A 14185-nucleotide genomic window follows, 5' to 3' on the forward strand; every position below is an offset into this window, starting at 1 on the left:
GTCGAAGTGGGTCGAAATGAGTCGAAATGAGTCGAACTGGGTTGCGCTTACCGAGTCGGTCAAGCAGACCGAGTGGGCCGAGCCGACCGGAGCCGAAGCGCGACGGCGTCCGAAGCAGCAGGGCGAAGGAGCAGCAGGGCGAAGGAACGAGAAAAGGCCGACCGGGACGACATGCGTCCCGGTCGGCCCCAAGCCCTGACGGCTGAACGAGCAGCTGCGTCAGCGAATGTTGTCCACGTCGACCAGGTCGACCCGGACGTTGCGACCGCCGAGGGCGCCGACCACGGTGCGCAGAGCGCGCGCCGTACGGCCGCCCCGGCCGATCACCTTGCCGAGGTCATCGGGGTGCACCCGCACCTCGATGGTGTTACCCCGACGCAGGTTGCGCGAGCGCACCTGCACCTCGTCGGGGTGCTCGACGATGCCCTTCACCAGGTGGTCGAGGGCGTCCTCGATCACGATCAGGCCTCGGCGGCGGCGTCGGCCTCAGCCTCGGCCTTGTCCGACTTCTTGGCCTTCGGGGTGATGGCGACGCCGGTCGTGGCGTCCTCGAAGCCGGCGACGGCCTTGGCGAACAGGTGCGAGAAGTCCTCGACCTTCGGCTCCGCGACCTTCAGCGGGGCCGGAGCCGGCAGGCCCTTGAACTTCTGCCAGTCGCCGGTCAGCTTCAGGATGGCGAGCACCGGCTCGGTCGGCTGGGCGCCGACGGACAGCCAGTACTGGGCGCGGTCGCTGTCGACCTCGATCTTCGAGGGGTTGTAGGTCGGCTGGTAGATGCCGATCTCCTCGATCGCGCGGCCGTCACGCTTGGTGCGCGAGTCGGCGACGACGATGCGGTAGTGCGGGGAGCGAATCTTGCCGAGACGCTTGAGCTTGATCTTGACTGCCACGGGAGTGGATTCTCCTGGTGTTGACGTGGGTGAGCGGGATCGCCACCGCGTGGGGTTGCGGGGCGGACCGTTCAAGGGACACGCCAGCCGTAGGAGAGAGGGGTCCTGCTCGGCTGCCGAGTACTCAGCTGTCCATTCTGCCATACCGGCGCGAACCGCCTGCACACGGGCCCAGGGACCGATCAGGGTTCGACCGGGAGCCCCCGCCCCCGGTCCAACCCACGTATTCACCGCTGTCGTGCCGCACGACCGTCCCGTCACACAGCACACGCTCTTTCGCCCGCCGGCCCGCTGCCCGCACAGCAGTCCGCCCGGCCACGAACCGGCCGCGGACCGATCACGCGATCGATCACCCGCTCCGATCACGCGATCCGATCACCCGATCCGATCACCCGATCCGATCACCCGCTACGACTGCGCGATCCCGACCACGCAGTCCCGATGGCGCGATCCGACTACGCGATCTTGAACGGCTGCTGGCACGCGCCGCAGACGATGGACGCCTGTGCGAGCACCGACGGTACGACCCGGACGTTGCGCCCGCAGCCGCAGACCGCCTTGACCCGGACGCCACCCCCGGAGGAGCCGTGCCGGGCGGCCGGGCCGCGGAAGGCACGTGTCGCGCCGTCGCCGGCCACCGCTTCCTGGTGTGCGCCGAGGGCGCGGTCCAGGCGCTCGATGGTCTCGGCGTAGCGCTCCTGCGTCTCCTTGAGCATGGTCACCTGGGAGAAACCGCTGCTCGCGTGCGGCTCGACGGGGTGCGCCAGGCCCAGCTCGGAGGCCAGCATCAGGAAGCGCCGGTTGTGGTAGCGGCCGGCCCGCGAGGTGTCCCGGATGTCCCGGGCCGCGGCCAGACCGTGGGCAGCCTCGTGGAGGAGCCGCTCGAAACCGAGCCGCGTCCCACAGGCCGAGGAGGATTCGCCGATCAGGGCCTCGGGCGAGGCCAGGTCGGGGAGATCCTGATGGTAGGCCTGGATGTCACTCCAGGCGGCGGCCAGTTCGGCCGCGAGAACGAGGGGCTGTGTCGTGCTCACGCTAGACCAACGATGGAGTGCGAGCCGATGTTCCGCATGTTCCCGTTCTCCGGGAATTCACAGGGAACTCCCAGGAATGCAAGGCCGCGCGCGAATTGCGCGCTCCGGATCTGACGCAAGACCAACCCCCTGCCGGTTTCGGCCCGCCGCAGAGTCGGCGCGCCTGAGGAATTCCGTCCGGGAGCGGGCTGTCGCCCCCAGGACGTACGGCCCGTGGTCCCGTCCGATTGACAGGGCCACGGGCCGTACACCGTACCGCTATTCCGTTAATACCGGGAGTTGACCGGCCAGTAGGGATGTCCGCCATCCGGACCCGCTCGGAAGAGTTACCGGATTCTTACTCATCCGCATTCCGGGCAAATGTCTCCGTCGACGGCCATTACCCACAGGTAACGGATCTCGAACGTGGTCCGAACGGATCCCGAACGGATGTCAGTACGCGCGGGCGACGATCGCGATATTGCCGTCCTGGTCGTCCGCCTGCGGCACCGAACCGTCGGCCGCGACGATGCAGCGCACCGTGACGCCCTGCTCGGCCAGCTTGGCCTCGCCCTCCGCGCCGAGGTCGGCCCAGGAGATCCGGCCCCAGCCGGTCGCGGCGGCCTCGACGGCCTCGTCGATGGTCTTGACGTCGACCGTGCGGGCCTCGCGGCGCTCGCGGGACTGGCGCAGCAGCAGCGCCTGGTCCTCCTCCAGGACGCCCGGGAGCAGCGTCGCCAGGGCGTCGATGGAGACCGGCTCCTTGCCGCCCGGGATGCGGCGGGCCAGCATCGCGGTGCCGTTCTCCAGGTCGCGCGGGCCGACCTCGATGCGCAGCGGGACGCCCTTGAGCTCCCAGTCGACGGCGCGGCGGCCGAACGGGGTGTCGGTGCGGTCGTCGACCACGACCCGGATGCCGGCGGCCTCCAGCTGGGCGCCGATCTCGCGGACCTTGGCGATGACCGCGTCGTCGCCCTTGATCGCCAGCACGACGGCCTGGACGGCGGCCAGACGCGGGGGCACCCGCAGGCCGTTGTCGTCGCCGTGGGACATGATCAGGCCGCCGACCATGCGGGTCGAGACGCCCCAGGAGGTCTGCCAGACGTGCTCGCGCTCGGCGCCCTGCAGCTGGTAGGTGGTGTTGAACGCCTTGGCGAAGTTCTGGCCCAGCTCGTGGCTGGTGCCCATCTGCAGCGCCTTGCCGTCGCCCATCATGCCTTCGAGCGTGAGGGTGTTGATGGCGCCGGCGAAGCGCTCCTTGGCGGTCTTGCGGCCGAGCACGACGTCGATGGCGAGCACGTTGGTCATGAAGTCGCCGTAGACCTGGGTGTGGATCATCGACGCGTACGCGCGGGCGTCCTCGTAGGTGGCGTGGGCGGTGTGGCCCTCCTGCCAGAGGAACTCGGTGGTGCGCAGGAAGACGCGCGGGCGCAGCTCCCAACGGACCACGTTGGCCCACTGGTTGATCAGCAGGGGCAGGTCGCGGTGGCTCTGCACCCACTTCGAGAAGTACTCGTTGATGATCGTCTCGGAGGTCGGCCGGACGACGACCGGCTCCTCCAGCTGCTTGCCGCCGCCGTGGGTGACCACCGCGAGCTCGGGGGCGAAGCCCTCGACGTGCTCCGCTTCCTTGGTCAGGTAGGACTGCGGGATGAACATCGGGAAGTAGGCGTTCTGCGCGCCGGCCTTCTTGATCCGCGCGTCCATCTCCTGCTGCATCCGCTCCCACAGGCCGTAGCCGTACGGTCGGATGACCATGGTGCCGCGCACCGGACCGTTGTCGGCCAGCTCGGCCTTGTTGATGAGGTCCTGGTACCAGCGCGGGAAGTCTTCCGCCTGAGGGGTGAGAACGGGTGCCTTAGCCATGGGCGAATGGTACGGGGAGCGGCCCCCTGACTTCGAATCGGTATCGCACCCGCGGGAGGGCCCCCGGGACCTCAACCCCGCTACTCCACCTTCGCCGCCACCACCGCCACCGCACCCACGGACGGCGGCGCCCGGGGTCGCCCGGCGGGGGGCGCACCACCGCGACACGGGCGCACCACCCTGCACCCCTCTGGACGCCGGGCCCTACCCGCTGTTCGCTGGAGTGGGGCGGGACTTTGGGGGAGCCGTAGCAGCACACCGAAGGACCGGATGGGAGGCCGCGATGGCTTCAGCTCGGACGACCGGCACAGCCGTACGACCAACGGGCGCACAGGCGCACCACCCGCAGCCCGGGGCCACCGCGCCCGCGCGGGCGCGCGACTGGGCGGAGATCCAGGAACGCATGCTGGTGCCGCTCTACGAGGCGGTCTACGACCGGTTGGAGGTCGGCCCGGCGAGCAGTGTGCTGGGCCTGGGCTGCCGGTCCGGGCTGGCGCTGCTGCTCGCCGCGGGACGGGGCGCCCAGGTCGCCGGGCAGGAGCCGCGGGAGGAGCTGCGCGAGCTGGCGCACGGCCGCCGACTACGGGTGTGCGCCGGGTTCCGGCCGACGGCCGCCGTCCCCCGCTCGGCCCATTCACTGGTGACCGTTTTCGACCAGCTGCCCGGCGCCGCCGCGCCCGGCCCGGTGGTGGCCGAGGCCGCCCGGCTCGCGCTGCCGGGCGGGCACGTGGTGCTCGCCGTGTGGGGCCCGCCGGAGCGCTGCGCGAGCGCCCTGGTGCTGGACGTGGCCCGGCGGATGGCGGGCCGGACCACCGCGCGCGACCCCTTCGAGCTGAGCGCGCCGGGAGCGCTGGAGGACCTGCTCGCCCCGGCGGGCCTGCGGCCGGCCGGCGGCGGGCGGGTGGCCTGCCCGTTCGCCTACGCGGACATCGACAGCGCGGTTCGGGGCCTGCTCTCCACCGGCCTGTTCGACGCGGCCGAGGAGTTCTCCGGCGCCTCGCTGGTGGCCAAGGAGCTGGAGGAGGCGCTGCAGCCGTACCTGCGCCCGGACGGCTCGGTCCGGATGGAGAACGTGTTCCGCTACCTGGTTGCCGAGCGGCCGCGCCGGTAGACGCGAACCGGGGGCGCCCGCCATCTCGGAGAGCGCCCCCGGCCGTCGATTCACGCCTGGCCGAGCGACTTCCCGCCGGGAGCGTCGCCGGAACCACCAGCCCCTCCGGAACCCTCCACGCCCCCTTCGGAGCCCCCCGCGTGCCCCGAGGGGCCCCCGCGTGCCCCGAGGGGCCTCCCACGTGCCCCGAGGAGCCTCCCGCGTGCCCCGGGGGAGCCCTGCGAACCCGCCTAGGAGCCTTCCAAGCCCCCCTAGGAGCCCTCCGAGCCCCCCTCAGCCCCCTCCCGCGCCACCCCCGCAGCCCGGTACGCCTCCTCCTCGTCCAGCGTCTCCGCCTCCAGCAGCGCCGCCGCCAGCGCGTCCAGCCGGGGCCGCTGCTCGGTCAGCAGCCGTACCGCGTCGTCGTAGCACTCGGCGACGATCCGCCGGGCCTCCTCGTCCACCGCGTCCAGCGTGGTCGGCGCCGCGGAGAGCCCGTACGCACCGGCGCCCTGCACGTCCGCGGGCACGGCGGTGAGCCGGCCGACCCGCTCGCTCATCCCCCAGCGCCCGGCCATGCCGCGGGCGATGCTGGTGACCTGTTCCAGGTCGCTCTCCGCGCCGGTGGTGATGACCCCGTAGACCACCTGCTCGGCCGCCATGCCGCCGAGCGCGCCGATGATCCGGCCGCGCAGGTAGGGCTCGGTGTAGGAGTAGCGGTCGTTCTCCGGGGTGGAGAGGGTGACGCCGAGGGCCCGGCCGCGCGGCACGATGGTGATCTTGCGGACCGGGTCCGCGCCGGGCTGGAGCATGCCCAGCAGCGCGTGCCCGCTCTCGTGGTACGCCGTCCGCTCGCGCTCCTCCTGCGGCATCACCAGCGGCCGTACGGCGCCGAGTTGGACCTTCTCCAGGGCGTCCGAGAGGTCCCGTTCGTTGACCGCGTCCTGCCGGCGCTTGACGGCCAGCAGGGCCGCCTCGTTGACCAGGTTGGCGAGTTCGGCGCCGGTCATCCCGGGGGTGACCTTGGCGAGTTGGGTGAGGTCGGTGTCGCCGGCCAGCGGGACGGTCCGGGTGTGGATGCGCAGGATGGCGGCGCGGCCCTCCCGGTCGGGCGGGCTGACGGTGATCCGCCGGTCGAAGCGGCCGGGGCGCAGCAGCGCCGGGTCGAGCACGTCCGCCCGGTTGGTCGCGGCGATGACGATGACGCCCTCGGAGCCGGAGAAGCCGTCCATCTCGGTGAGGATCTGGTTGAGCGTCTGCTCGCGCTCGTCGTGCCCGCCCATGCCGCCGCCCGCGCCGCGCTGGCGTCCGATGGTGTCGATCTCGTCGATGAAGATGATCGCCGGGGCGACCTTGCGGGCCTCGGCGAACAGTTCGCGGACCCGGCTGGCGCCGACACCGACGATCATCTCGATGAACTCGGAGGCCGAAGCGGAGAAGAACGGCACGTCCGCCTCGCCGGCCACGGCCCGGGCCAGCAGGGTCTTGCCCGTCCCGGGCGGGCCGCTCAGCAGGACGCCGCGGGGCATCTTGGCGCCGAGCCTGCGGTAGCGGTCGGGGTTCTTCAAGTAGTCGACGACCTCGGTGAGTTCGGCCTCGACCTCGTCGATGCCGGCCACGTCGGCGAAGGTGGTGCGCTTGCCCTGTTCGGCGGTGACGGGCTTGGGCGGGGCCTTGCGCCCGAGCGGTCCGCCGCCGAGGCCCCCGGCCATCCGGCGGGCGAGCAGCACCCAGATGAAGATCAGCAGCAGCATCGGTGCGAGCGAGAGCAGCAGGTTGGTGAGGAAACTGCGCTGCTGCACCGGTGAGGTGGCGGTGACCTCGACGCCCTGCTGCTGCAGAGTGGCCCAGAGGTTGTCGCCCGCGAAGGAGGGGCGCTGGGTGTCGAACTCGGTGTAGTCGCCCTTGCCGCCGTCCGGCTTGGGCTGGGCGCTCTTGAGGGTGCCCTCGATCGAGTCGCCCTTGGAGTAGATCTTGGTGATGTTGCCCTTGTTCAGCTGGCTGTTGAACTCGGTGTACGAGATCGTCGTGGCGCCCTCGTTGCCGAAGAACGAGAGCAGCACGTCCGAGATCAGGAACACCACGAGGGCGGTGAGGACCAGGCCGGCCCAACCGCCGGGCATCCGACGGCGCGGCGGTGGCGGGGGCGGGGCGCCCTCGGAACGCCAGGGCTGGTCGGGGGTCTGACGCGGTGGCACGGGTTCGGTCACCCATCGGACGATACGGACAGGCGCTCGGGCCGGCCAACCGCAACGCCGCGCCCGAGCACCCGTACGGCCGTGCCGGAGCGTGCCGCCGAGGACCGCGCACGGCCTCCCGCCGGCGGCCGGGTCGAGGCCCCTGACCAGCGGCTATGCCGAGGCGCCCGGCCACTCCTCCGCGGTCAGCGCGAACCGCTCGTGGTCGCGCCAGTCGCCCTGCAGGAACAGCATCCGCGGGGAGAAGCCCTCGTGCCGGAAGCCCAGCCGCTTGGCCATCGCGATCGAGCGCTCGTTCTCCGGCTGCACGTTGATCTCCAGCCGGTGCAGCCCCAGCCCGTCGGCCGACTGCGGGGCGAAGCAGCGGTCCAGGACCAGCCGCATGCCCTCGGTCATCCGCCCGGTGCCGGCGAACGGCAGGTACGCGTCGTAGCCCAGCGCGGCGTTGCAGAAGCGGCTCATCACGATGTTGGCGACGTTCACCTTGCCGACCAGCCCGCCGGTGTCCCGGTCGAGGATCAGGAAGGTGCGCAGGCCCGCCCCCTGGCGCTGCAGCAGCTCCGGCAGCCCGTCCGGCTCGACCGGGTTCCACCGGCCGATGTGTTCGGCGGACCGCCGGACCGCTTCGGCGTACGCAACCGCGTCCTCGGCCCTCGGGGCCCTGATCATCACTCGCATGCCCCCATCATCGGACACGCGATCGGCCCGCCGCCCGGAAACACCGGACGACGGGCCGAACGGAATCGATCAAGGCCGATCCACAGGGAGTCCGAGCCGATCAAGGCCTACAGCAGGTCCTTGAACTCCTTGGGCAGCTCGAAGTCGGCCGGACCCTTGCCCGCGCCGAGGCCGAACGCACCGCCGTCCGCCGGGGCCTGGCCGGCACCCGGGCCGAGCGCGCGGCGCTCGGCGGCCGCGGCCTCCTCCTGCGCCCGCTTCAGCGGGTTGCCGCTCTTGCGCTTGCCCTTGGCCTGCGGGGCCTTCTTGCCGGACTTCTTCGCGCCGCCACCCATGCCCGGGATCCCCGGCATGCCGGGCATGCCCTTGCCGGAGGCCATCGCGGACATCATCTTGCGGGCCTCGAAGAACCGCTCGACCAGGTTCTTCACCTCGCCGACCTGCACGCCCGAGCCCTTGGCGATGCGGGCCCGGCGGGAGCCGTTGATCAGCTCCGGCTCGGCCCGCTCGGTCGGGGTCATCGACTTGATGATCGCGCCGACCCGGTTGACGTCCTTGTCGTCGATGTTGTTGATCTGGTCCCGGATCTGGCCCATGCCGGGCAGCATGCCGAGCAGCTTGGAGATCGAGCCCATCTTCTGGACCTGCTCCAGCTGGGACAGGAAGTCGTCCAGCGTGAACTGCTTCGGGCCGCCGCGCAGCTTGGCGGCGATCTTCTCCGCCTCGGCCTGCGAGAAGGTCTGCTCGGCCTTCTCGATCAGCGAGAGGACGTCACCCATGCCGAGGATGCGCGAGGCCATCCGGTCCGGGTGGAAGGCGTCGAAGTCGTCGACCTTCTCGCCGTTGGAGGCGAACATGATCTGCCGGCCGGTGACGTGCGCGACCGACAGGGCGGCACCACCGCGGGCGTCGCCGTCGAGCTTGGAGAGCACGACACCGGTGAAGTCGACGCCGTCGAGGAAGGCCTGCGCGGTGGTGACCGCGTCCTGGCCGATCATCGCGTCGACGACGAACAGGACCTCGTCCGGGTCGACCGCGGCGCGGATGTCCGCGGCCTGCTGCATCAGCTCGGCGTCGATGCCCAGGCGGCCGGCGGTGTCGACGACGACGACGTCGTACTGCTTCTGCTTGGCGTACTCGATCGAGTCCTTCGCCACCTGCACCGGGTCGCCGACGCCGTTGCCCGGCTGCGGGCCGTAGAAGGCCACACCGGCGCGCTCGGCGACCACCTGGAGCTGGTTGACCGCGTTGGGGCGCTGGAGGTCGCAGGCGACCAGCAGCGGGGTGTGCTTCTGCTTCTTCAGCCAGTGGCCGAGCTTGCCCGCGAGGGTGGTCTTACCGGCACCCTGCAGACCAGCGAGCATGATGACCGTCGGGCCGTTCTTGGCGAACCGCACCCGGCGGGTCTCGCCACCGAGGATCGCGATGAGCTCCTCGTTGACGATCTTGATGATCTGCTGCGCCGGGTTCAGCGCCCCGGAGACCTCGGCACCGAGCGCCCGCTCCTTGACCTGCTTGATGAAGGCCCGGACGACCGGCAGCGCGACGTCCGCCTCCAGCAGCGCGATGCGGATCTCGCGGGCGGTGGCGTCGATGTCCGCCTCGCTCAGGCGGCCCTTGCCCCGGAGGTTCTTGAACGTCGCTGCGAGGCGATCGGAAAGGGTGTCGAACACGTCGTCGCGGGTCCTCTACGGCATCGGTATCGGTACGGTCGTCGTCCCCCAGGGTATCCGGCCGCCCCGGGTACGGTCTCCACCCCTGTCCCCGGCGGGCTCTCAGCCCAGCGCCGCCCGGACCGCGGCCGCCACCTCACCGGCCCGTTGCGCGGCGAGCGGACGGCCCGCCTCGTCGGTCAGGTAGAACGAGTCCACCGCCTCCGCGCCCAGCGTGGAGACGTGCGCGGTGCGCACCCGTACGCCCGACTCGTCCAGCGCCCGGCCGATCCGGTGCAGCAGTCCTGGGGCGTCGTGGGCGCGGACCTCCAGCACGGTCGCGGTCGCCGAGGCCACCGCGGGCGCCACCGCGACCAGCGGCGGCGGGGTGGGGATGCCCCGGCGGCGCGGGGCGGCGGCGTCCCGCTCGGCGAGGCGCCGGGCGACGTCCAGCGAGCCGTCCAGCGCCCGGCGCAGGTCGGCCCGCAGCCGGGCCGCCTCCGGCAGCTCGCCGAACTCGGCGGCCACCCGCCAGGACAGCAGCAGCACCGGCCCGGCGCCGATCGGGTCCAGCTCGCGCAGCCCGGCCGAGCGGACGGTCAGCCGGTGCAGCGCGAGCACCCCGGCGGCGGTGCCGAGCAGTCCCGGACGGTCCGGAACGGCCAGGTTCAGCTCGACGCCCATCGGCCCGGTGCCCATGCGCTCGGTGCCCATCGGCGCGGCCGCCGTCCCGGCACCGGCCGTCCCGGCACCCGTCGGCCCGGCACCCGGGTCCGTCCCCTCGGCCTGGGCCCGCAGCGACAGCGCGGGCTCGCCGGTGCGGGCGGCCTCGACCGCGAGCCGCTCCTGCTCGGCGCTGGGCGCCGCCTCCACAGGCGCCGTGACCGCCCCGGCCAGCCGGTCGGCGGCCCGCGCCACCAGCCCGTCCACCAGGGAGGCCCGCCAGCTGCTCCACGCGGCCGGACCGGTGGCCAGCGCGTCCGCCTCGGTGAGCGCGTGCAGCAGCTCCAGCTCCGGCAGGGTGGTCACCACCTTGGTGATCGCCTCGACGGTGGCCGGGTCGTCCGGGTCACGCCGGGTCGCGGTGTCGACCAGGGTCAGGTGCTGGCGGACCAGCACCGCCAACGTCTCGGTGTCCTCCGCGCCGAAGCCCATGCGGGGGGCGAGGTCGCGGACGATCACCTCGCCGGCCTCGCTGTGGTCCCCGGGCCAGCCCTTGCCGATGTCGTGCAGCAGCGCCGCGACCAGCAGCAGGTCCGGCCTGGCCACCCGGCGGGTCATCGCGGCGGCCCGCACCGCCGTCTCCACCAGGTGCCGGTCCACCGTCCAGCGGTGCACGGCGTTGCGCTGCGGACGGCAGCGCACCCGCTCCCAGTCCGGCAGCAGCCGGGTGACCAGCCCCTCCGCCTCCAGCGCCTCCCACACCGGGACGGCCGCCTCCCCCGCGCCCAGCAGCGTGACCAGCTGCTCGCGCGCCTCGTCCGGCCAGGGCACCGGCAGCGGGCGGCACTCGGCGGCCAGCCGGCGCACCGTCGCGTACGAGACGGTCAGCCCGTTCTGCGCGGCGGCGGCCGCGGCGCGCAGCGGCAGCACCGGGTCGGCGGCCGGGCGGGCGCCCTGGGCCAGCACCGCCTCGCCGTCCTGCTCGACCACCCCCTCGGCGAGCGGGCGGCGCTCCACCGCACCGCGGGCCACCGCCCCCGCTCCCCGGCTGACCCCGGTGAACGGGATGGCCAGCCGGGCCACCCGGCGGCCCCGGCCGGTCCGGGCGGCGAGCACCCGCTCCACCGCCCGCCAGGTGACGTCGCTCGCGTAGGCGATGGTGCGGGCGGCCTCGTAGACCTGGCGCAGCAGGGTGTCCGCGTCCAGCACGCCGAGCCGTTCGGCGACCTGGTCCTGGTCCTGCAGGCTGAGCCGCTCGGTGGCCCGGCCGGTGACCAGGTGCAGCGCGTCGCGCACGTCGGCCAGCCGCAGCGCGGCGGCGTCCAGGCCGTCCCGGGGCGCGTCGGCCAGCCAGGTGGCGGCGACGGCGTTGAGCGCGACCACGTCGCGCAGGCCGCCGCGGGCCTCCTTGAGGTCGGGCTCCAGCAGGAAGGACAGCTCGCCGTGCCGTTCGGCCCGCTCGCGGCCCAGCTCGCGGAGCTCGGGCAGGCGCGCGGGGGCGCTCGCGCGCCAGTCGGTGAAGACGGCGGAGCGCAGCGCGGCGGTGAGTGCCGGGTCGCCGGCCAGGTGGCGGGCGTCCAGCAGGCCGAGCTGCGCCTTGAGGTCGGCGGCGGCGACCGCCCGGGCCTCGGCGACGGTGCGCACCGAGTGGTCGAGCTTGGCGCCCGCGTCCCAGACCGGGTACCAGATCCGCTCGGGCAGCTCCCGGGCGATCGGCCCGTCGTGCAGCAGCAGGACGTCCAGGTCGCTGCGCGGGGACAGCTCGCCGCGCCCGTACCCGCCGACGGCGACCAGTGCCACGCCCGGCGGGGCGCCGGCGGCCGTGAGCAGGCCGGCCAGCCAGTCGTCGGTGGCCGCGGCCAGCGCCTCACGGCGCGGGCGGCCCACCGGGCCGGGGGCGGCGAGCAGCGCGGCCCGGGCGGCGGCGTGGTCGGCGGGGTCGGAAGGCCTGGTCTCGGTGGTCATGCGCGTGCGTCCCGTCCGTGGTGCGGGTGAGCCGTGGTGCGAGTGAGCCGTGGTGAAGGTGAGCCGTGGTGCGGGTGAGCCGTGGTGCGGGTGAGCCGTGGTGCGGGTGAGCCGTGACAGCTGAGCCGTCATGCGGTTGCGCCGTCGTACAGGTGGGCCGTCGTACAGGTGGGTCGTGGCGGCCGAGCGCCGGCCGCCGGTACGCCGTCGGCGGGCCCGCGCCCCCACCCCGGGGGATCACGGGCCCGCCGCAGGTGGGGGCCGGGGAGTGCCGTTCACGCCCTACAGGGCGTCGGGGCCCCGCTCGCCGGTACGGACCCGTACGGCGGTGTCGACCGGGATGCTCCAGACCTTGCCGTCGCCGATCTTGCCGGTCCGGGCGGCCTTCACCAGGACCTCGATCAGGTCGTCGGCGTCCTCGTCCTCGACCAGGACCTCGATTCTGACCTTCGGCACCAGGTCCACGGTGTACTCCGCGCCCCGGTACACCTCGGTGTGGCCGCGCTGGCGGCCGTAGCCGCTGGCCTCGGTGACGGTCAGGCCGTGGACCCCGAAGGCCTGCAGCGCGGCCTTCACCTCGTCCAGGCGGTACGGCTTGATCACGGCGGTGATGAGCTTCATCAGGCGTCGACCTCGGTCTTCTCGGCGGCCTTGCCGGCGGCCTTCTCGGTGGGCTTCTCGCTGGTCTTCTCCGCGGACGTCGCGACGGCCGTCCCTGCGGAGGGGCCCGCCGACGCGGCGGCGGCCAGGCCGGGCAGGGCCCGGGCCAGTCCCGCTCCGACCGCGCTGAAATCGTAGGCGGATTCGGCGTGTTCGGCCTGGTCGATGCCGGCCACCTCGACCTCCTCGGCGACCCGGAAGCCGACCAGCTTGTCGACCGCCTTGGCCAGCAGCCACGACAGGACGAACGAGTACGCCGCGACCACGGCCACGCCCATCGCCTGCTTGCCGAGCTGCCCCAGCCCGCCGCCGTAGAACAGGCCCTTGGCGGTCTGGCCGACCCCGCCGGTGGCGAACAGGCCGATCAGCAGCGAGCCGATCGCCCCGCCCACCGCGTGCACGCCCACCACGTCCAGCGAGTCGTCGAAGCCCCAGCGGTACTTGAGCGAGACGGCCGCGGCGCAGACCGCGCCCGCGACCAGGCCGATCGCCACCGCGCCGAGCGGGCTGACCGAGCCGCAGGCCGGGGTGATCGCGACCAGTCCGGCCACCGCGCCGGAGGCGGCGCCCAGCGTGGTGAAGGCGCCGTGCTTGAGCTTCTCGTAGATCAGCCAGCCGACCAGCGCCGCGCCGGTGGCGACCTGGGTGTTGACCATGGCCATCGCGGCGACCCCGTTGGCGGCCAGCGCCGAGCCCGCGTTGAAGCCGAACCAGCCGAACCACAGCAGCCCGGAGCCGAGCATCACCAGCGGGAGGCTGTGCGGGCGCATCGGGTCCTTCTTGAAGCCGACCCGCTTGCCCAGCACCAGGCAGAGCGCGAGGCCCGCGACCCCGGCGTTGATGTGCACGGCCGTCCCACCGGCGAAGTCGATCACGCCGTTGCGGTCGCCCAGCCAGCCGCCGTTGCCGCCGTCGAAGAAGAACACCCAGTGCGCGACCGGGAAGTAGACGATCGTCACCCAGAGCGCGATGAACAGGCCCCAGGCGGCGAACTTGGCTCTGTCCGCGATGGCGCCGCTGATCAGCGCCGGGGTGATGATCGCGAACATCAGCTGGAAGATCGAGAAGGCGGTGACCGGGATGGTCCCGGCCAGCTCGTTCAGGCCGATGCCGCGCATCCCGAGGAAGTCCAGGTTGCCGATCAGTCCGGCGAACGCGTCGGGCCCGAAGCTGAGCGAGTAGCCGTAGAGGACCCACAGCACACTGACGATGCCGAGCGAGAGGAAGCTCATCGCCAGCATGTTCAGTGTGCTCTTGGCCCTGACCATGCCCCCGTAGAAGAAGGCCAGGCCCGGGGTCATGAGCATGACCAGGGCCGCACTGATGAGCACGAAGGCGGTGTCGCCCGCGCTGAAGCCGTCCGGCATCGGCGTCTCCTCTGCGTCCAAGCCGATCCGCTCCCGGGTACCTGTCCCGTGCCACCCGGGGTGTCGGCGATGAAGAGGAGCGTGCCGAAGGCGGGTTTCGGCCAGTGCGGCCGGTTGTTTCGCGACCGTGACGCGTGCGACGC

The 14185-nt window shown here is 72.8% G+C and carries 11 protein-coding genes; 1 reads left to right on the top strand and 10 read right to left on the bottom strand.

The window, feature by feature from the left end; all coding sequences use genetic code 11:
* Nucleotides 1-219: 219 nt before the first annotated feature.
* The 4 genes from CRP52_RS10150 to proS all read right to left on the bottom strand — a co-directional run bounded on the left by CRP52_RS10150 (nt 220) and on the right by proS (nt 3769).
* Nucleotides 220-459 (bottom strand): RNA-binding protein, encoded by a 240-nt coding sequence (locus CRP52_RS10150; protein ID WP_030056773.1) that lies wholly within the window; start codon nt 457-459, stop codon nt 220-222.
* A 2-nt stretch (nt 460-461) separates the two neighbouring features.
* Nucleotides 462-890 carry a 30S ribosomal protein S16 gene (rpsP, locus tag CRP52_RS10155; protein WP_097236094.1) on the bottom strand — a complete coding sequence of 143 codons (429 nt, stop codon included), beginning with the start codon at nt 888-890 and terminating at the stop codon, nt 462-464.
* Between the two features lie 455 nt (nt 891-1345).
* On the bottom strand, nt 1346-1924 hold the full coding sequence (locus CRP52_RS10160; protein WP_049650398.1) for a hypothetical protein: 579 nt from the start codon (nt 1922-1924) through the stop codon (nt 1346-1348).
* Nucleotides 1925-2356: 432 nt separating this feature from the next.
* The gene (gene proS, locus CRP52_RS10165; protein ID WP_097236095.1) at nt 2357-3769 is read right to left on the bottom strand and encodes a proline--tRNA ligase; all 1413 of its coding nucleotides are present in this window, start codon (nt 3767-3769) and stop codon (nt 2357-2359) included.
* 283 nt (nt 3770-4052) lie between these two features.
* On the opposite strand from proS, the gene CRP52_RS10170 reads away from it, so the two are divergent.
* On the top strand, nt 4053-4880 hold the full coding sequence (locus CRP52_RS10170) for a class I SAM-dependent methyltransferase (protein ID WP_373560476.1): 828 nt from the start codon (nt 4053-4055) through the stop codon (nt 4878-4880).
* A 251-nt stretch (nt 4881-5131) separates the two neighbouring features.
* Here CRP52_RS10170 and ftsH read toward each other — a convergent pair whose 3' ends face one another.
* From ftsH to CRP52_RS10200, 6 genes are all read right to left on the bottom strand, one after another.
* Entirely contained in the window at nt 5132-7069 is a 1938-nt protein-coding gene (gene ftsH / locus CRP52_RS10175) for an ATP-dependent zinc metalloprotease FtsH (RefSeq protein WP_097236097.1), read from the bottom strand.
* Between the two features lie 141 nt (nt 7070-7210).
* Complete coding sequence (locus CRP52_RS10180) at nt 7211-7735, bottom strand: GNAT family N-acetyltransferase (RefSeq protein WP_097236098.1); 525 nt, start codon at nt 7733-7735, stop codon at nt 7211-7213.
* Nucleotides 7736-7842: 107 nt separating this feature from the next.
* Nucleotides 7843-9408, bottom strand: a complete 1566-nt coding sequence (gene ffh, locus CRP52_RS10185; protein ID WP_097236099.1) for a signal recognition particle protein — start codon at nt 9406-9408, stop codon at nt 7843-7845.
* A gap of 102 nt (nt 9409-9510) precedes the next feature.
* Nucleotides 9511-12015, bottom strand: coding sequence for a [protein-PII] uridylyltransferase (locus CRP52_RS10190; RefSeq protein ID WP_097236100.1), 2505 nt, complete (start codon nt 12013-12015; stop codon nt 9511-9513).
* 282 nt (nt 12016-12297) lie between these two features.
* On the bottom strand, nt 12298-12636 hold the full coding sequence (locus CRP52_RS10195) for a P-II family nitrogen regulator (protein WP_097236101.1): 339 nt from the start codon (nt 12634-12636) through the stop codon (nt 12298-12300).
* Entirely contained in the window at nt 12636-14042 is a 1407-nt protein-coding gene (locus CRP52_RS10200) for an ammonium transporter (RefSeq protein ID WP_097236102.1), read from the bottom strand. Before CRP52_RS10200 ends, CRP52_RS10195 begins: the two co-directional genes overlap by 1 nt.
* Between the last annotated feature and the right edge of the window lie 143 nt (nt 14043-14185).

The sequence above is a fragment of the Streptomyces sp. 1331.2 genome (assembly GCF_900199205.1).
Classification (GTDB): Bacteria; Actinomycetota; Actinomycetes; order Streptomycetales; family Streptomycetaceae; genus Kitasatospora.